This window comes from Streptacidiphilus sp. EB103A (genome assembly GCF_041261405.1).
Taxonomy (GTDB): Bacteria; Actinomycetota; Actinomycetes; order Streptomycetales; family Streptomycetaceae; genus Streptacidiphilus.
In genome coordinates, this window is sequence record NZ_JBGCAQ010000038.1 from 22,934 (window position 1) to 41,585 (window position 18,652).

Sequence of the window (18,652 nt, forward strand, 5' to 3'; positions counted from 1 at the left end):
CTGCGAGCAAGTTGCACTCCCCAGGGGCGCGGGGAACTGCGCGACAAGCCCCCTACGGCCCGCAGAAAAAGTACCGCCCGAACGCCCTACTCCTGCTGGCCGTAACGGTGGGCCAGGTTGGGGTCGTCCAGCCACCAGGGCCGCATCATGTCCTCCGGCTCGGCCAGCACCCCCTCGGTGCGCTGGAGCTCCTGCCTGGCCTCGGCCTCCTGGTCCAGCTGGGCGTCCACCTCGGCGGTGCGGACCCGCTCCTCGCGGACCACCCGGACGATCAGCGCGACCAGGAAGGGCACCCCGGCGATGTCGCCGAGCCCCCACAGCACGGCTCCGCCCCAGGACTGGTCGGCGCGCGCGGACATGCCCCAGGGCCGGTTCAGAGCCTCCCAGTAGTGCGGCAGAAGCAGATGCGAGCCGAACACCAGGATGAAGCCCAGCGCCGCGTCGAAGATCACCTCGGCGACGGTGATGGTGATGCCCAGCAGCGGGTGGTAGTGCCGGGCCACCGGGTCGAGCTGCAGCCGCGGCCAGAAGTAGGCGAGGCCGAACAGCACGAACGCGACGTGGAAGAGGATGTTGAAGCCGGTGGTGGTCAGCGACAGCCGGTACCAGGGGCTGAAGTACAGCAGCCACGGCGGCACGATCAGCAGCACCGTCGACACCAGCGGGAACATCAGCACCTGCGCGGCCCGGCCGCGCAGCCCGGCCCGCAGCCGTTCCCGCAGCCGCTCGGGCGCCGCCTCGACCAGCACGGTCACCGGCGCGCCCATGGCCAGCAGCAGCGGCACCACCATCAGCAGCACCACGGCCTGCACCGCGCGGTCGGTGAACAGCACCTTCTCGTACACACCGAGCCCGGAGCAGGTGGTGAACACCCACAGCGCCATGCCCAGCAGATAGGCGAAGGCCCGGCCGAAGGACCAGGAGCCGCCGCCGCGCCGGATCCGGGCCACACCGAAGAGGTAGCCCGCGGTCCCGAGCACCGCCAGCGCCAGCACCACCGGCTCGACCTGCCAGTCACTGAACACCCGGCCCAGCGTCCAGGCCGGCGGCCCGGAGTAGCCGACACCCGCCAGTACCGCCATCGCCCTCGCCCGCCTCAGTGCTCCGCTCGCCCCGGCTCCGCTTGTCCGAGTTGTCGCCCACCATCATGGCCGACGCCCCCGCAGGCGCACGCACCGCCCCGGCGCTGTCACCCTCCGGTGTCCTTGTGCGATCGCGGTCCGCCGTGAAGCAATGGTCTGTACATCGTCATGGAGCCGTAGTCACACCGGTACCGGAGGCACGCATGAGTTCACCGTTACGTCTCGCATCACCGCTGCTCCTCACCGTCGCGCTGGTCGCCACGACCGGCGCGGCCCCGTCGGTCGGCCTCACTTCTGCACTCGCTGCCCCTGCCGCAACCCCCGCGCCCAAGCAGGCGGAGGCGACCGGTTACGGCGGCGCGGTCTCCAGCGTCTCGGCGGAGGCCACCGACATCGGGATCGCCGTACTCCGCAAGGGCGGAAACGCCGTGGACGCGGCCGTCGCGACCGCCGCCGCGCTGGGCGTCACCGAGCCGTACTCCTCCGGGATCGGCGGCGGCGGGTACTTCGTCTACTACAACGCCCGCACCCACAAGGTCAGCACTCTGGACGGCCGGGAGACCGCACCGCTGACCGCCGATCAGAACCTCTTCATCGGCGCCGACGGCAAACCGCTGGCCTTTGCCGACGCGGTCAGCAGCGGGCTGTCCGTCGGAACCCCCGGCACGACGCAGACCTGGGCCCAGGCGCTGCGGCTGTGGGGCACCCGCTCCTTCGCCGACTCGCTGAAACCGGCCGAGAAGCTCGCCGACGGAGGCTTCGTCGTCGACGCCACCTTCGCCCAGCAGACCGCCGCCAACGCCACCCGCTTCGCCTACTTCCCGGCCACCCGCGCGCTGTTCCTGCCCGGCGGCAAGCCCCCGGCCGTGGGCAGCGTCTTCCGCAACCCCGATCTGGCCGCCACCTACCGCGAACTGGAGGCCAAGGGCACCGACGCGCTCTACCGGGGCGACATCGGCCAGGACATCACCTCCCTGGTGCAGAACCCGCAGGTGGACCCCGCTTCGGGCTGGAACGCCCGGCCCGGGAAGCTGTCGGCCGCGGACCTGGCGGCGTACCGGGTCAAGCAGCAGGCGCCGACCGAGGTCGACTACCGGGGCCTGGACGTCTACTCCATCGCACCCTCCTCCAGCGGGGGGACGACGGTCGGTGAGGCCCTGAACATCCTGCAGAACTTCGACCTCAAGGACGCCAGCTCCACCCAGTACCTGCACGACTACCTGGAGGCCACCCGGATCGCCTTCGCCGACCGCAACCGCTGGGTGGGCGACCCCAGCCAGGTCGACGTACCGACCCAGGCCCTGCTCTCGCAGCGCTTCGCCGACTCGCGCGCCTGCCTGATCAAGCCGGACTCCAGCCTCACCAGCCCGCTGGCCCCCGCCGACCCGCTGCACCCGTCGACCGGCTGCTCCTCCGCCGGCACCCCGGCGCCCACCACCTACGAGGGCACCAACACCACCCATCTGACGGTCGCCGACCGCTGGGGCAACGTGGTCTCGTACACCCTGACGATCGAGCAGACCGGCGGCAGCGCCATGGTCGTGCCGGGGCGCGGCTTCCTGCTCAACAACGAGCTCACCGACTTCGACTTCACCGCCCCGGTCGCGGGGGTGCCCGACCCCAACCTGCCGGCGGCGGGCAAGCGTCCGCGCTCGTCCATGTCGCCGACGATCGTCCTGAAGAACGGGCGCTTCGACTTCGCGCTGGGCTCGCCGGGCGGCTCCACCATCATCACCACGGTGCTGCAGACCCTGCTGGGCCACGTCGACCGGGGACTGACCCTGGAGCAGGCCATCGCCGCCCCCCGGGCCAGCCAGCGCAACGGGGCGGCCTCCGACGCCGAGCCGGCCTTCCTGGCCTCCCCCGACGCGGCGGCGCTGACCGCGATCGGTGAGGTGTTCGCACCGAACCCGGAGATCGGCGCGGCGACGGGCATCCAGGCGCTCCCGGACGGCCGGCTCCAGGCCGCGGCCGAACCGGTGCGCCGGGGCGGCGGCGCGGCCGCCGTGGTGTGGCCGGTCGGCCCGCAGTGACGGGCCGGGCCCGGTAGCGGGCCGCTGTCAGTGGCGGGCGGTAGGTTGATGTCGGCCCACCGCCCGCCGCTCCATCGCAAGGAAGCAGAGCTCTCGATGACCGTCCGCGTCGCCACCTGGAACATCAACTCGGTCAACGCCCGGCTGCCCAAGCTGCTCGAATGGCTGGGCTCGGCCGCGCCCGATGTGCTCTGCCTGCAAGAGCTGAAGTGCGCCACCGACGCGTTCCCCTATGAGGCGGTGCGCGAGCTCGGCTACGAGGCCGCGGCGCACGGCACCGGCCGCTGGAACGGCGTGGCGATCCTCTCCAAGGTGGGCATCGAGGACGTGGTGCGGGGTCTCCCCGGCCAGCCGGGCTACCTGGCCGATCCGGCCGCCGACGCCGAGCCCTCGCTGATCGAGCTCGAGCCCGAACAGGAGCCCCGGGCCATCGCCGCGACCTGCGGCCCGGTCCGGGTCTGGTCGGTGTACGTGCCCAACGGTCGCGAGGTCGGTCACGCCCACTACGCCTACAAGCTGGAGTGGCTGGCCGCGCTGCGGGAGGCGGTCCGTGAGGACACGGCGGGTGCGCGTCCGTTCGCGGTGCTCGGCGACTTCAATGTGGCGCCCACGGACGAGGACGTCTGGGACGTCTCCAAGTTCGAGGGACAGACCCACGTCACCGCCCCGGAGCGGCAAGCGCTCGCGGATCTGCGGGACGTCGGCCTCGCGGACGTCTTCCCGCGCGCCCTCAAGTACGACCACCCCTACACCTTCTGGGACTACCGGGGGCTGGCCTTCCCCAAGAACTACGGCATGCGGATCGACTTCACCTACGCCAACAAGCCCTTCGTGGAGGCGGTCACCGACTCCTACGTCGACCGCGAGGCCCGCAAGGGCAAGGGGACGTCCGACCACGCCCCGGTCGTCGTCGACCTGGCGCTGTAACGGTCGGCGATGCCGGTGGCGAGCAGGTACTGGCCCGCAAGGTAGCTGGTCATCACCCAGAAGTCCGCGACCGGCAGCTGCGGCCAGTGGGCCAGGCCGCTCGCGATGAGCGAGTCCGACAGCAGGAACAGCCCGCCGCCCAAGCCGGTGCGCAGCCCGGCGCAGGCGGAGCTCACGGCGGTGCCGGTGAGCAGCAGGCTGTAGCAGGCCAGCGGCACGCGAAGCCCTGCGTCCAGGTCCGGCCACAGCAGCGTGATCAGCACGGCCCAGACCACGGCATACGGCGCCGCCGTCCGCAGCACCCGACGGCGGTCGCGCAGGGCGCCGCCGCGGACGAAGCAGGTGACGTAGCAGGCATGGGCCACGGCGAAACCGCCCATGCCGAGCAGGAACCAGGTGCCGCCGAATATCAGGAAAGTGTCCCCGGCGCAGGACGCGATCAGTGCGCAGAACAGCAGTCTCGGGGCGGCCGCAGCGACAGTCGCAGCCAGTATGAGCATCAGCAACGGTTTGCTGATATCCCGGGCCAGGCCCCAGCCGAGCAGGATGAACACCAGATGGGCGACGGACAGCGCCGCGTACGCACGCAGCCTCACGCGGCGACCCTGGCTTCCTGCGTGGATGCCTGCCGCTCCGTCAGGTCCGCCGGCTGCCACCCCGGACCCCGGAACAGATACCCGGCGCGCTCGCGCCAGTTGCGCGCGGCGGCCAGGTCGCGGCCGATCGCGGCGTACTCGTGGGTGGCCACCCGGAGCGGGTTGAAGGTGGTGATGTTCTTGGTCAGCCCGTACACGGGCCGGTCGCCCTCGGCGGTGAAGCTGCCGAACAGCCGGTCCCAGACGATCAGGATCCCGCCGAAGTTGCGGTCCAGGTAGCCGCCCTGCGAGGCATGGTGCACACGGTGGTGCGAGGGGGTGTTCAGCACGAACTCCAGCGGCCGGGGCAGCCTGTCGATCCGCTCGGTGTGGATCCAGAACTGGTACACCAGATTGACGGAGGAGCAGAACGCCACGGCGGCGGGGGAGACCCCGAGCAGCACCAGCGGCAGATAGAAGACCCCGAAGGTCAGATCGGTCCACGGCTGCCGCAGCGCCGTCGACAGGTTGTAGTGCCTGCTGGAATGGTGCACCACATGCTGCGCCCACAGCAGCCGCACCCGATGCGTACTCCGGTGCGACCAGTAGTAACAGAGGTCCTGCCCCAGCAGCATCAACGGCACCGTGGTCCACCACAACACCGGCACCCGCAACGGCGTCAGCGCGTACACCAGGTTGTACAGCGCGAACGCCGGGATCTTCCACCCGAGATTGGTCACCAGACTTCCCAGCCCCATCGTCAGGCTGGTAGCGGTGTCCTTCCCGGCATACCCCTGCTCCTCCTCGTCCGGATGGACCAGGAACGACACGATCTCGACGACAGTGAGCAGGACGAAAGCGGGCACGGACCAGAGCACGGCATCGGGCAGGTTCGGCATGCAGGGGAGCGTAGAGCGAGAGAGATCGCCTGTACAGAGGTTGTTACCGACGCGTAGGTGCTGCCAACATGTCGCCTCCCTCAATTCATAGACTTTCCATTAGAGTGTGGTCATGCCGGAAACCGATGCACCGAAGTGGACACCAGACGGCGGCGCCGCCCCGGGAGAAGGGCCGACAGTGACGGTCAGTACGTCGCTGCATCAGGGCACAGTCGAGGCAGTACGCTCCCGGGTCGGCAAGCGGGAGTTCTCCCGCTACGTCGAGGAGGCAGTCGTGCGCCGAATCGCCCGTGACAACCTGCGCGAGCTCCTGGACGACTTCGAGGCCGTCAACGGCCCGCCGGACCAACGGGCCGTCGAGGAAGCGCGAGCTTTCCTGCGCGGCGAGACGTCCGGCCAGAAGAACAATCCGGCCGCATGATCCAGGCCCTGATGCTGGACAGCGAAGGGCTGTCCCAGGCCGTTCGTCGTACCCGCGAGGTGCAGAACTGGGTTCAGGCGGCTTGGGCGGAGGACATCCCCGTGGTCACCAGCGCCGCGATCCTGGTCGAGATCGTGCACGCGAAGATCGACCGCTCCGCCCTTCGCTGGACCCTGTCCAAGATCACCGTGGAGCCGGTCACGGAAGCCGTCGCCGGTACAGCGTCGGATCTGCTCCTCGGTGCCGGGCTGCACGGCCATAAGTACGCCATCGACGCCATACTCGCCGCCACCGCTCTCGCGCGCCCCGGAAACATCGCGCTCCTGACCAGCGACGTCGACGACATGACGCAACTGCTGGGCAAGCACCCCCGGATCCAGCTCCGCCGCTTGTAGCTCGGGCAGACGACAGGCTCCGCGGATGGGCCGCTGTCACCAGACCCGGACCGACCCTCCCGTCGCGAAGGCCGGGCTGGTGGCGCCCGGTGGGGGTGTGGGGAGGGGTTGGGCGACGTCGGTGACCAGGGGGCCGACCTTGGCCGCCAGAGCGTCGAGGGTGGGGAGGTCGAAGCCGTAGACGTGGGCGGCGTTGCCGCCGACCATGGCGGCTACCTCGTCGTACGGCAGGCCGGCGTAGGCGGTGCGGAGGGCCTCGGTGGTGTAGGGCCAGGTGCCCTCGTCATGGGGGAAGTCGCTGCCCCACATGATCTTGTCGAGGCCGATCCGGTCGCGCAGCGGCACCTCGTGGGCGCGCATGAAGCTCGCGCCGACGTAGCAGTTGGCCTCCCAGACCGCGCGCGGCCCGGCGCCCATCGCCTCGGCCAGGCCCGCCCCGAACTTGGACTCCGCCGTCGCGGCCCTGGTCGCCGCTCCGACCAGCCGCCCGTGGTAGTAGTCCAGCATGTCCAGCACGCCCGGGATCCAGCCGGAGCCCTGTTCGGTGAGGACCAGTCGCAGGCCCGGATGGCGGCGGAAGGCGCCGCCGAAGATCAGATGCCACAGCGCCCGGTGGGAGAACCAGGTGGTCTCCACCATGAACACCGCCCGTGCGGCCGGCTCCTCGCCCAGCAGCGGTCCGGCCGAGCCGCCGTGGTGGTTCACCGGGACGCCGAGCTCCGCGCACACCGCCCACAGCGGGTCGTACGCCGCCGAGTACAGCTCGGGCACCGGGGATCCCGGCGGGACGCCGGGCAGGACCACCCCGCCGGTGAGCCCGGCCGCATGGCAGCGGCGGACCTCGGCGGCGGCCGCCTCCACGTCGTTGAGCAGGATCTGGAAGGTCCCGGCCCGGCGGCCGGGCGCCAGCGAGCAGAAGTCGGCCATCCAGCGGTTGTGGGCCTGCAGCCCGGCCCAGCGGAGGCGGTACTCCTCAGCAGTGGGCACCGGTGCGGTGAGGGAGCCGATGGGGTAGAACGGCGGGACCGTGTTGGGGAAGACCACCTCCGCGACGATGCCGTCCTGCTCCAGTTCGGCGAGCCGGCGGTCGGAGTCCCAGTTGCGGTCGGCCTCGTCGGCCATGAGGTCGGTGAAGGGGTTGACGTAGGTCGCGGCCCAGGCGTCGAAGGCCTCGTGGTGCCGGGAGTCCAGGTAGGGGCGGTAGTCCAGCAGGTCCGCGCCGGCGTGGCAGTCGGCGGAGATGACGGTGTACCGCTCCGGAGCTGACTCCAAGGCTTCTTGACGGTCCGTCACAGCGTCCTCCCCTCGGTCGGGGCGGCTGTGCCGATGAACGGGAAGTCGTGTCCGGTCAGCCAGTGCCGGCCCACCTCCCGGGCCGGCGCCCAGGCGGCCTCCACCGCGGACTGGTCCTCGGGCTGGCCCAACTCGGCGGGGGTGGGGCCGATTCGGCGGGCGATCGGGGCCAGCCTGTCGGTGTCGAAGCCGAAGACCTCGGCGCAGGACAGTCCCAGCATTCGCCGGGTCTCCCCGATCGGGATGTCGTGGAAGGCCGTCCGCATCCACTGCCGGGTGTTCGGCCAGGTGCCCTCGGGGTGCGGGAAGTCGCTGCCCCAGCAGATGGCGTCCACACCGATCTCGTAGCGATGCGCCAGCTCGCGCCGCTTGGTGTTGGTCGCGGCGATGAAGCAGTTGCGGTCGACGTAGGCACTCGGCGCCATGGTCAGCTCCGAGAACGGCGACAGCTTCTTGCCGCCGTGCGCGCCCAGGTACAGCCGGTCCATGAACCAGAGCAGGTTGGGCAGCCACCAGCAGCCCGACTCGGCCACGCCGAAGCGCAGTCCCGGGAACCGCTCGAACACACCCGACCAGAGCAGGAACCACAGCGGGCGGGACGGCCAGAAGGTCACCTCGGTGACATAGATCCCGAGGTGGTCGCCGTACTCATGGTGCGGGGCCGCGCCGGAGTGGGTGACCACCGGCATCCGCAGCTCCTCGCAGACGGCCCAGACCGGGTCGTAGCGGCGGTCGTGGTACGGCGGCCCGTTGACCCACATCGAGGGGATCATCATGGCGCGGAGCCCGGAGGCGTGCGCCCGGCGCACTTCCGCGACGACCGCCCCCACCTCGGCGGTGATCGGCAGCAGCGCCACCCCGGCGTGCCGCTCCGGCACCGCGCTGTCGGCGATGAACTCCGCCAGCCAGCGGTTGTGGGCCTTGGCCCCGGCCATGCCCAGCACCGGGTCCTGGTCCCCGCTCAGCCCCAGGCCGACGCCGAAGGGGGCGGCGGTGGTGCTGTCCACGGCGTCCGCGTCGGGGAACACCACCTCGCCGGCGACGCCGTCGCCGTCCAGCTCCTTGTCGCGCTGCGCCGCGTCCCAGCCGCCGCGCAGGCCCTCCTTGTGCTCCTCGAACCACTTCTGGGCGAAGGCCTCGTTCCGCACCCCGAGCCGGGTCGCCTGCTCCCGCCGGTGTGCGGCCTCGGCGAGGTAGCCGTCGAAGGCCTCGTGGTGGGCGGACTCCAGGTAGGGGCGGTACTGCTCGGTCGGCAGCCCGGCGTGGCAGTCCGAGGAGATGATCAGGTAGGGGTCCGAATAGCCTTCTTGACGGGTCGTCATCAGTCATCTCCGATGATGCTCATGCCTTTTCATCCCATTGGATGAAGTTCTCCAGGTACGTCGGATTGCTGCGCTCCAGCATCGACTGCGAGCGGGCCCGGATCTCCCGGTCGCTGTGCTCGCTCGGGGGCAGCATCCAGAAGCGGTCGGCGCGGATGCCGTCCACCACCGTCCCGGCCACCTCCTCGACCGGGGTGAACTCGACCTGTTGCCCGGCCGCCTCCATGGCCGCCTCCCACCCCGCCAGGCTGCGGTACGGCGTCCGCCGGGGCCGCTCCTTGGCGAAGCGCTCGGGGCGGTTGCGGTGCGACTCCCACAGTCCGGTGCGCAGCATGTGCGGCCCGGGGAAGAGCACTGACGCGCTGACGGCGGCCTGCTCGGCACGCAGATGCGCGTAGAGCGACTCGGTCATGGTGACCACCGCGGCCTTGGTCACCGCGTACACCGAGGCGGTGGGCAGCGGGGCGATACCGCCGTCACCCGAGGAGGTGTTGACGATGTGTCCGGGCGCCCCGGCGGCCAGCATCCGGGGGACGAAGGCCTGGATGCCGTGGAACACGCCCCAGACGTTGACCGCGAAGGCCCACTTCCAGTCGTTGGGCTCGTGCTCCCACATCCGGCCCTCGGCGCCCGAGCCGACCCCGGCGTTGTTGCACAGCACATGCACCGCGCCGAAGGTCCCGTACGCCGCGTCGGCCATGCCGTCCACACCGGCCCGCTCGGACACGTCCGTCACCACGCCGATCGCCTCCGCGCCGCGCTCGCGCAGACCGGCGACGGCCTTGTCCAGCGCGGGCTCCTCGACGTCGCCGAGGACGACCTTGAGGCCCTCGGCGGCGAAGCGCTCCGCCATGGCCAGGCCGATGCCGCTCGCGGCGCCGGTCACCACGGCCACCTGTCCGGGAAGCAGCTCCATCACTGGCCCCCGGTGGGCGCCGCAGGGGCCGCGGGGGCCGCAGGCGCGTCCAGCACCTGCATCGGGTCGTCGTAGCGCTGGTGGACGTAGGGCAGCAGCGCCTGTGCGCTGACCCGCTCCACGACCCGGCCGCGCTGGTCCGAGGTCTTCTCGCCGATGGTGATCTCCAGCAGCCGGCGCACCGGCAGGTCTGCCACCGGGTCGAACGCCGACTCCCGCAGGATCACCTCGCCGTCGATGGACTCCAGCCGCCGGACCCGCTCGTTGCGGGTGCAGTGCACCAGCACCGGATCCAGGTCGAAGCCCTCACCGTCCACGGCGGGCAGGAACTTGAGGTAGAAGTCCAGCTTCTCCACCGGCTCAGGGAGCGGCAGTTCACCGGTGACCCGGCCGACCACCTCGACGAAGGTGATCCCGTGCCGGGTCAGGGTGGCGCTCACCCGGTCGCCGTCGCGGACCACGGCCACCTCGCCGAGCTTCTTGGGCTCGCCGAACACCTCCCGGCCGCCGATCAGCGCCCGCTCCGTGGTCATCGGCATCACCAGCGGATACCAGCCGGTGTGCGCGCCGTGCTGCGCGCTTACGGCGAACGATCCGGCCCCGAGCGGCGATCCGAACAGGTCGACCTGGCTGATGTTGACCCGGACCAGGGCCCGCTCGGCCGGCTTCAGCGGCGGCGGGAGGACCTGGGCCACCGCGTCCGGGTCGCTCTCCCAGACGGCGACGACACCGGTGGACCAGATGTCGGGGAGGACGGCGCGGCTGCTCTTCGTCGCGGCGATGTCGGCTTCGGTGCGCGGACCGTACCGTACGCGTGCCATGGCTGTTCTCCCTTGCTGCGTTGAGGTCTGTAACACTGTTACTCCGAAAGGCGCGAAGGGTAAAGACCGAAGGACGAAGGAAGATGACGGATCGTCAGACGGATGGTCGTCAGTCGAGCAATCGTCAGTCGGGCGGTCGTCAGCCGATCGATCGCGAGGGTGTGCTGCTCGCCGCCGAGGCACTGGTGCGCGACCGGGGCCCGGCGGCGCTGACCATGCGCAAGCTCGCGGCGGAGCTGGGCGCCGCCGTCACCGCGATCTACTGGCATGTGGGGAACCGGGAGGCGCTGCTGGACGAGCTGGTGCAGCGCACCGTCGCCGAGATGGGGCAGATCGAGGCGCACGGCGCCACCCCGGCGGCGCGGGCGGAGTCCGTCGCGCTGGCGCTGCGGCACAAGCTCAGGGCGCGCCCGCATCTGATCGCGCTGGTGCACGAGCGCGGGCTGACCGAGCTGATGATGCTGCCCGCGCAGCGCGCCCTGGTGCACGAGGCCCACGCCGCGGGGCTGCGCGGGGCGGAGGCGGCCGAGGCGGTCCGGGTGCTGCAGTTCCATGTCGTCGGCTTCGTCCTGGTGGAGCGCAACCGCGACCGCGCGCCGCGGCAGCAGCCGGGGGAGCCGGAGCTGTGGGACGAGGAGACGGCGGAGCAGGACCCGGCCCTGGCCGCGACCCTGGCCGGGGCCCCGGACCCCGAGCGGCTCTTCGAGCGCTCCACGCGAGCGCTGATCGCCTCGCTCTGGGGTTTCCCGCGTCCAAAGGAGTGATCTGCAGGTGTTGCGGGAAACACGAATGTCTTCGCTGTGTTACGCCCGACGTATTGCCAGGATTGTGTTGATCGTCCTACGGTCTACGCACGTAGACATGCGGGTCGATATGTCAGCCCGTCGGTAGAAGGTGAGGGTGTGTCATGACCAACCCCGCTCAGATCGTCCGCGCCGCACTCGTCCAGACCAGGTGGACCGGCGACAGCGCTTCCATGATCGACCTGCACGAGCGCTACGCCCGTGAGGCCGCCGCCCAGGGCGCGCAGATCATCGGGTTCCAAGAGGTCTTCAATGCTCCGTACTTCTGTCAGGTACAGGAGGAGGAGCACTACGCCTGGGCCGAGGCCGTGCCGGACGGGCCGACTGTGACCCGGATGCAGGACCTGGCCCGCGAGCTCAACATGGTCATCGTGGTGCCGGTGTACGAGGTCGAGCAGCCCGGTGTCTACTACAACACGGCAGCCGTGATCGACGCCGACGGCAGCTACCTCGGCAAGTACCGCAAGCACCACATTCCGCAGGTCAAGGGCTTCTGGGAGAAGTACTACTTCAAGCCCGGCAACCTGGGCTGGCCGGTGTTCGACACCGCCGTCGGCCGGATCGGCGTCTACATCTGCTACGACCGGCACTTCCCCGAGGGCTGGCGGGCGCTCGGCCTGGCCGGGGCGCAGCTGGTCTACAACCCCTCCGCCACCAGCCGGGGCCTGTCCGCCTACCTGTGGCAGCTGGAGCAGCCGGCCGCCGCCGTGGCCAACGAGTACTTCGTCGCCGCGATCAACCGGGTCGGCGTCGAGGAGTACGGCGACAACGACTTCTACGGCACCAGCTACTTCGTGGACCCGCGCGGCCAGTTCGTCGGCGAGCCGGCCTCCGACAAGGAGGAGGAGCTGGTCGTGCGCGACCTGGACTTCGGCCTGATCGAGGAGGTCCGCCATCAGTGGGCCTTCTACCGGGACCGGCGCCCGGACGCCTACGGCTCGCTCGCGGAGGCCTGAGCCGACCATGTCCGAAGAGAGCCGCGCATCAGAAACGCCGACCCCGACCCAGACCCTTTACCAGCGCCACCGCGCCGTCACCCCCGCCTGGCTGGCCACGTACTACAGCGACCCGATCGAGCTCACCCACGGTGAGGGCCGGCATGTGTGGGACTCGGCCGGCAACCGCTACCTGGACTTCTTCGGCGGCATCCTCACCACCATGACCGCCCACGCGCTGCCGGAGGTCACCAAGGCCGTCGCCGAGCAGGCCGGGAGGATCATCCACTCCTCCACGCTCTACCTCTCCTCGGGCATGGTCGAGCTGGCGGAACAGATCGCCGGTCTCTCCGGGATCCCGGACGCCAAGGTCTTCTTCACCACCTCCGGCACCGAGGCCAATGACGCCGCCCTGCTGCTGGCCACCGCCTACCGGCACTCCAACCAGGTGCTGGCGATGCGGAACAGCTACCACGGCCGTTCCTTCACCACCATCGGCATCACCGGCAACGGCGCCTGGTCGCCGACCAGCCTCTCCCCGCTGCAGACCCTCTACGTCCACGGCGGGGTCCGCACCCGAGGCCCGTTCGCGCACCTCTCGGACGCCGACTTCATCGCCGCCTGCACCGAGGACCTGGAGGACCTGCTGGGCCAGGTCGGCGGGAGTGTCGCGGCGCTGATCGCCGAGCCGATCCAGGGCGTCGGCGGCTTCACCCACGGGCCCGACGGGCTGTTCGCCGCCTTCAAGCGGGTGCTCGACCGGCACGGCATCCTCTGGATCTCGGACGAGGTGCAGACCGGATGGGGCCGTACCGGTGACCACTTCTGGGGCTGGCAGGCCCACGGCGAGGCCGGGCCGCCCGACATCCTCACCTTCGCCAAGGGCATCGGCAACGGCCTGGCCATGGGCGGGGTGGTGGCCCGCGCCGAGGTGATGGACTGCCTGGACGCCAACTCCATCTCCACCTTCGGCGGCAGCCCGGTCACCACCGCCGGGGCCCTCGCCAACCTCCGCTACCTGCTGGAGCACGACCTGCAGGGCAACGCCCTGCACACCGGCGCCACCCTGGTCGAGCAGCTGCGCGTGGCGGATCTCCCGCTGGTCAGGGAGGTCCGCGGCAAGGGCCTGATGATCGGCGTCGAACTGGTCGACGCGGACGGCGAGCCCTCGCCCGCCGCCGCCACAGCCGCCCTGGAGCACGCCCGGGAGCTGGGTCTGCTCATCGGCAAGGGCGGCCTGTCCGGCAACGTCCTGCGGATCGCCCCGCCGCTGTCGCTCACCGAGGCCGAGGCCGTCGAGGGCGCCGACCTGCTGATCGAGGCGCTGCGCCGCGCCGAGAGCACCGTCATCGAAGGGAGTTGACCCACCGTGTCCCTGCCCCGCACCGTGATCCGCAACGGCCTGGTCATCACCGCCGCAGAGGAGGTCCACGCCGACGTCCTGATCGAGGGCGAACGGGTGGTCGCCCTCGCCGCGACCGGCAGCTCCGCCGCCCAGGCCTGGACCGCGGAGACCGAGTACGACGCCACCGGGCGCTATGTCATCCCCGGCGGCGTCGACGCACACACCCATATGGAGCTGCCCTTCGGCGGCACCGCCGCCTCGGACACCTTCGAGACCGGCACCCGCGCCGCCGCCTGGGGCGGCACCACCACCATCATCGACTTCGCCGTCCAGTCCGTCGGCCGCTCCCTGCGCGACGGCCTGGACACCTGGCACACCAAGGCCGAGGGCAACTGCTCCATCGACTACGGCCTGCACATGATCATGTCGGATGTCACCGAGGACTCCCTCAAGGAGATGGACATCCTGGTCGAGGAGGGCGTGACCTCCTTCAAGCTGTTCATGGCCTACCCCGGCGTCTTCTACAGCGACGACGGCCGCATCCTGCGCGCCATGCAGCGCGGTGGCGACAACGGCGGCCTGATCATGATGCACGCTGAGAACGGCATCGCCATCGACGTGCTGGTCGAACAGGCGCTGGCGGCCGGACGCACCGACCCGCGCTACCACGGCGAGGTGCGCCGCGAGCTGCTGGAGGCCGAGGCCACCCACCGGGCCATCCAGCTCTCCCGGGTGGCCGGCGGCGCGCCGCTCTACATCGTCCACGTCTCCGCCGAGCAGGCCGTCGCCGAGATCGCCGCCGCGCGGCGGCTCGGGCTGAACGTCTTCGGCGAGACCTGTCCGCAGTACCTGTTCCTTTCCACCGACAACCTGGCGGAGCCCGACTTCGAGGGCGCCAAGTACGTCTGCAGCACCCCGCTGCGGCCCCGCGAGCACCAGGCCGCGCTGTGGCGCGGGCTGCGCACCGACGACCTCTCGGTGGTCTCCACCGACCACTGCCCGTTCTGCTTCAACGGGCAGAAGGAGCTGGGCCGGGGCGACTTCTCCAAGATCCCCAACGGGCTGCCGGGCGTCGAGAACCGGATGGACCTGCTGCACCAGGCGGTCCTGGACGGGCACCTCTCCCGCCGCCGCTGGATCGAGCTGGCCTGCGCCACCCCGGCCCGGATGTTCGGCCTCTACCCGCGCAAGGGCACCATCGCCCCGGGCGCCGACGCCGACATCGTCATCTTCGACCCGCACGAGCGGTACACCATGTCCGCCGCCACCCACCACATGAACGTCGACTACTCGGCGTACGAGGGCAAGCAGATCACCGGCAGGGCCCGCACCGTGCTCTCCCGCGGCGCTGCAGTGATCCACGACGGCGAGTACGTCGGCCGTCCCGGCCACGGGACGTACCTGCCGCGAGGCACCTCGCAGTATCTGATCTGACGCAGCATCATCTGGATCATCTGGCAGAAACTCAGGAATGGAGCGACAGCATGGACTTCGGCCTCGTACTGCAGACGGACCCACCCGCCCAGCTGCTGATCGACCGGATGAAGCGGGCCGAGTCGGCCGGATTCGGTTACGGCTGGACCTTCGACTCGGTGGTGCTGTGGCAGGAGCCCTTCGTCACCTACGCCCGGATCCTCGCCGAGACCGAGCGGATGACCGTGGGCCCGATGGTCACCAACCCGTCCACCCGCACCTGGGAGGTGACCGCCTCCCTCTTCGCCACCCTCAACGACACCTACGGCAACCGCACCGTCTGCGGCATCGGCCGGGGCGACTCGGCGATGCGGGTGGCCGGGCGCAAGCCGGCCACCCTGGCCCGCCTCGGTGAGGCCATGCACGCCATCAAGGAACTCGCCGAGGGCCGCGAGACCGAGATCGACGGCACCATGATGCGGCTGCCCTGGGTCAAGGACGGCGCGCTCCCGATCTGGATGGGCGCCTACGGGCCCAAGGCGCTGGAACTGACCGGCCGTCAGGCCGACGGTTTCATCCTGCAGCTGGCCGACCCCTTCCTCACCGAGTGGATGGTCAAGGCGGTCCGCAACGCCGCCGAGCAGGCCGGCCGCGACCCCGACTCGATCAGCATCTGCGTCGCCGCCCCGGCCTATGTCACCGACGGCAGCGACGAGCAGCTCGCCCACGCCCGGGAGCAGAGCCGCTGGTTCGGTGGCATGGTCGGCAACCACGTCGCCGACCTGGTCAGCCGCTACGGCGAGCACTCGGACATGGTCCCTGAGGCGCTGACCGACTACATCAAGGACCGCGCCGGCTACGACTACAGCCATCACGGCCGCGCCGGCAACCCCGACACCGCCTTCGTCCCCGACGAGATCGTGGACCGGTTCTGCCTGCTCGGCCCGGTCGAGGCACACCTGGAGAAGCTGGAGCAACTGCGCGCCCTGGGCGTCGACCAGTTCGCCGTTTACGCCATGCACGACGCCGTCGAGAGCACCATCGACGCATACGGATCCGCCGTCATTCCGGCGTTCAGCTACTCCAATTTTCCGGGGAGCGACCCCCCGAACCCCCACGAGGCCGGCGGGTCGCCGTCCTGAGACGGGCGGGTACCAGACGGCGAACCCGAGCGAAACACTCCGGCGCTAGCGTGTGTCCGACCAGCCAAGCCGCACCATTTCACCGCACTGACTCTCCGCACCGACTCTCCGCACCGGCCTCCCGCGATCCGAGGTGCCTATGTCCGCTACCGCCCAGCCCGCCGACCTGACCTCCAGACAGCTCACCGCGCCTGACGGCCGGGTGGAGCTCGCCCCCGACGTCGTCCTGGACGACCCCCGCTTCGCCAACGGCGACCTGCTCCCCGTCCCGCTGGAGAAGCGGCACTGGACCACCTACAACTACATGGCCCTGTGGATCGGGATGTCCCACTGCATCCCCTCCTGGACACTGGCCTCAGGCCTGGTGGCCCTCGGCATGGACTGGAAGCAGGCGGTGTTCACCATCGCCCTCGGCAACCTGATCGTGCTGGTGCCGATGCTGCTCAACGGCCATGCCGGCACGAAGTACGGGATCCCCTTCCCGGTCTTCGCCCGGGCCTCCTTCGGGGTGCGCGGGGCCAACCTGCCGGCGATGATGCGGGCCGCGGTGGCCTGCGCCTGGTTCGGCATCCAGACCTGGATCGGCGGCTCGGGCATCTTCGTCCTGGCCGGGAAGGCGTTCGGCCACGGCTGGGCGAACGCCTCCCAGATCGGCGGCTACGCCTGGACGCTGTGGCTGTCGTTCCTGCTGTTCTGGGTGCTGGAGATCGCCATCATCGCCCGCGGCATGGAGACCCTGCGCCGCTTCGAGAACTGGGCCGCGCCGTTCGTCATCGTCGGCGCGATCGCGCTGCTGGTGTGGATCACCGTCAAGGCCGGCGGGTTCGGCCCGCTGCTGAACCAGCCGTCGACGCTTGGCTGGGGGAGCGGCTTCTGGAAGGTCTTCTTCCCCTCGCTGATGGGCATGATCGGCTTCTGGTCCACGCTTTCGCTGAACATCCCCGACTTCACCCGGTTCGGCGGCAGCCAACGCGCCCAACTCTGGGGCCAGGCCCTGGGCCTGCCCACCACGATGACCCTCTTCGCACTGCTGTCGGTGCTGGTCACCTCGGGCTCGCAGGCCGTCTACGGCGCCCCGATCTGGGACCCGATCGAGCTCGCCGGGAAGATGAGCAGCATCCCGGGCACCCTGTTCGCGCTGCTGGTGGTGCTGGTCGCGACCCTCTCCACCAACATCGCGGCCAATGTGGTCAGCCCGGCCTACGACCTCGCGCACCTGCTCCCACGCTTCGTCAACTTCCGTACCGGGGCCCTGATCACCGGCGTCATCGGCATCGTGATCTTCCCGTGGAAGCTCTACTCCAACCCCAACGTCTACATCTTCACCTGGCTCGGCACCGTCGGCGGCCTGCTCGGCACGGTCTCCGGCATCCTCATCGCCGACTACTGGATCCTGCGCCGCACCAGCCTGCACGTGGACGAGCTCTACCGCGCGAGCGGACGCTACTGGTACACGGGCGGCTGGAACTGGCGGGCGGTGGTCGCCCTGGTCGTCGGGGCGGTGCTCGCCGTCGGCGGCTCCTACTCCGCGCTGGACGCCAAGGGCGTCAAGCAGGGCCCCTTCCCGGTGCACGGCCTGATCCCCTTCCTCAAGCCACTGGCCGACTACGGCTGGGCCGTCGGCCTCGCCTCCTCGCTGATCCTCTACACCCTCTTCAGCCTCAACCGACGCGAACCCACCTGACGGGCTGACGAACTGACGGGCTGACGAACTGACGGACTGACGGACCGTCGCCCCTGAGCCGCTGCCGCCCCGCCTCGCCGTCGGGGCGGCAGCTGTCGTGGGTGGGCGCGGGTTGGTCGGGGTTTGCGGCAGCTGTAGGTGGCTTATATGGCGCCACCGTTGCCGCCCACCCCCGTCCGTGGCTTGTTGCTGTTGCTCGCTCTGCTCGCGGGCCAACAGCAGCGGGGGAGCCGGGTCTGGGCCGGGCGCCGTTCCCGGGCTGGGGGTCGCGGGGTGGGGGGAGAACCGGTTCTGCGAGAGGGGTTCGAGCGAACCGGGGTCACTTTTGGGACGCGGGGGTGTTTTTGGTACGCCAGGATCAGGGCAATTCGGGCATTGCGGCATGATCAAGTGACACCTTGTCCCAAAAGTGACCCCGGTTCCCCCTCGGGCCGGGCTTTTCGGGTCACTGCCCATACATTCGGGTCACTCCCGCGACGCCAAACCCGGACATAGCGGGCGTGGTCTGTCGGACGAGTGACCCAAAAGTAGATCAAGTGACCCAAAATGCAGGCTCATACAAGATTTTCGTAGCTGGTGATCGTCCAGGGGTCGTTGTTGGTGGGGTGGGTGGTTGTGGTGCGTCGTGAGTGGGCGGCGAGGATGA

The 18,652-nt window shown here is 70.2% G+C and carries 17 protein-coding genes; 10 read left to right on the forward strand and 7 right to left on the reverse strand.

What is annotated here, in order from left to right; translation table 11 throughout:
* Positions 1-86: 86 nt before the first annotated feature.
* A complete protein-coding gene (locus ABH941_RS39425; protein ID WP_370136330.1) occupies positions 87-1,082 on the reverse strand; it encodes a cytochrome c oxidase assembly protein in 996 nt (331 codons plus the stop codon).
* 203 nt (positions 1,083-1,285) lie between these two features.
* Between ABH941_RS39425 and ggt the strand changes: the two genes are divergently transcribed.
* Positions 1,286-3,115: a gamma-glutamyltransferase gene (ggt, locus tag ABH941_RS39430; protein WP_370136334.1), complete on the forward strand. Its 1,830-nt coding sequence runs from the start codon at positions 1,286-1,288 to the stop codon at positions 3,113-3,115.
* Positions 3,116-3,211: 96 nt separating this feature from the next.
* Positions 3,212-4,042 carry an exodeoxyribonuclease III gene (locus ABH941_RS39435; RefSeq protein WP_370136337.1) on the forward strand — a complete coding sequence of 277 codons (831 nt, stop codon included), beginning with the start codon at positions 3,212-3,214 and terminating at the stop codon, positions 4,040-4,042.
* On the opposite strand, the gene ABH941_RS39440 is transcribed toward ABH941_RS39435, so the two are convergent.
* Both ABH941_RS39440 and ABH941_RS39445 read right to left on the reverse strand, forming a co-directional pair.
* Positions 3,967-4,638, reverse strand: coding sequence for a lysoplasmalogenase (locus ABH941_RS39440; RefSeq protein ID WP_370136340.1), 672 nt, complete (start codon positions 4,636-4,638; stop codon positions 3,967-3,969). The two genes, ABH941_RS39435 and ABH941_RS39440, sit on opposite strands and share 76 nt — an antisense overlap.
* A complete protein-coding gene (locus tag ABH941_RS39445) occupies positions 4,635-5,516 on the reverse strand; it encodes a sterol desaturase family protein (protein ID WP_370136346.1) in 882 nt (293 codons plus the stop codon). Before ABH941_RS39445 ends, ABH941_RS39440 begins: the two co-directional genes overlap by 4 nt.
* Before the next feature lie 112 nt (positions 5,517-5,628).
* Here ABH941_RS39445 and ABH941_RS39450 point away from each other — a divergent pair, with 112 nt between their 5' ends.
* Together ABH941_RS39450 and ABH941_RS39455 are read left to right on the forward strand one after the other, a co-directional pair.
* Complete coding sequence (locus ABH941_RS39450) at positions 5,629-5,937, forward strand: hypothetical protein (protein WP_370136348.1); 309 nt, start codon at positions 5,629-5,631, stop codon at positions 5,935-5,937.
* A complete protein-coding gene (locus ABH941_RS39455) occupies positions 5,934-6,332 on the forward strand; it encodes a PIN domain-containing protein (protein WP_370136354.1) in 399 nt (132 codons plus the stop codon). The genes ABH941_RS39450 and ABH941_RS39455 overlap by 4 nt, the downstream gene beginning before the upstream one ends.
* 36 nt (positions 6,333-6,368) lie before the next feature.
* Here the strand turns inward: ABH941_RS39455 and ABH941_RS39460 are convergent, their stop codons facing one another.
* Genes ABH941_RS39460 through ABH941_RS39475 form a run of 4 tightly spaced genes read right to left on the reverse strand, consistent with a single transcriptional unit; the run spans position 6,369 to position 10,684 of the window.
* Positions 6,369-7,625, reverse strand: a complete 1,257-nt coding sequence (locus tag ABH941_RS39460; protein WP_370136359.1) for an amidohydrolase family protein — start codon at positions 7,623-7,625, stop codon at positions 6,369-6,371.
* On the reverse strand, positions 7,622-8,947 hold the full coding sequence (locus ABH941_RS39465; RefSeq protein WP_370136362.1) for an amidohydrolase family protein: 1,326 nt from the start codon (positions 8,945-8,947) through the stop codon (positions 7,622-7,624). The genes ABH941_RS39460 and ABH941_RS39465 overlap by 4 nt, the downstream gene beginning before the upstream one ends.
* Before the next feature lie 19 nt (positions 8,948-8,966).
* The gene (locus ABH941_RS39470; protein ID WP_370136365.1) at positions 8,967-9,863 is read right to left on the reverse strand and encodes an SDR family NAD(P)-dependent oxidoreductase; all 897 of its coding nucleotides are present in this window, start codon (positions 9,861-9,863) and stop codon (positions 8,967-8,969) included.
* Positions 9,863-10,684 (reverse strand): acetoacetate decarboxylase family protein, encoded by an 822-nt coding sequence (locus ABH941_RS39475; RefSeq protein WP_370136369.1) that lies wholly within the window; start codon positions 10,682-10,684, stop codon positions 9,863-9,865. The genes ABH941_RS39470 and ABH941_RS39475 overlap by 1 nt, the downstream gene beginning before the upstream one ends.
* Before the next feature lie 83 nt (positions 10,685-10,767).
* Between ABH941_RS39475 and ABH941_RS39480 the strand changes: the two genes are divergently transcribed.
* The 6 genes from ABH941_RS39480 (at position 10,768) to ABH941_RS39505 (ending at position 18,006) form a co-directional block, all read left to right on the forward strand.
* Positions 10,768-11,448 carry a TetR/AcrR family transcriptional regulator gene (locus tag ABH941_RS39480; protein ID WP_370136372.1) on the forward strand — a complete coding sequence of 227 codons (681 nt, stop codon included), beginning with the start codon at positions 10,768-10,770 and terminating at the stop codon, positions 11,446-11,448.
* Between the two features lie 143 nt (positions 11,449-11,591).
* Entirely contained in the window at positions 11,592-12,443 is an 852-nt protein-coding gene (locus ABH941_RS39485; RefSeq protein ID WP_370136375.1) for a nitrilase-related carbon-nitrogen hydrolase, read from the forward strand.
* Positions 12,444-12,450: 7 nt separating this feature from the next.
* Entirely contained in the window at positions 12,451-13,785 is a 1,335-nt protein-coding gene (locus tag ABH941_RS39490) for an aspartate aminotransferase family protein (RefSeq protein ID WP_370136379.1), read from the forward strand.
* 12 nt (positions 13,786-13,797) lie between these two features.
* Entirely contained in the window at positions 13,798-15,201 is a 1,404-nt protein-coding gene (hydA, locus tag ABH941_RS39495; RefSeq protein ID WP_370136405.1) for a dihydropyrimidinase, read from the forward strand.
* 50 nt (positions 15,202-15,251) lie between these two features.
* On the forward strand, positions 15,252-16,322 hold the full coding sequence (locus ABH941_RS39500; RefSeq protein WP_370136386.1) for a TIGR03842 family LLM class F420-dependent oxidoreductase: 1,071 nt from the start codon (positions 15,252-15,254) through the stop codon (positions 16,320-16,322).
* Between the two features lie 139 nt (positions 16,323-16,461).
* On the forward strand, positions 16,462-18,006 hold the full coding sequence (locus ABH941_RS39505; protein WP_370136394.1) for an NCS1 family nucleobase:cation symporter-1: 1,545 nt from the start codon (positions 16,462-16,464) through the stop codon (positions 18,004-18,006).
* The last annotated feature ends 646 nt before the right edge of the window (positions 18,007-18,652 follow it).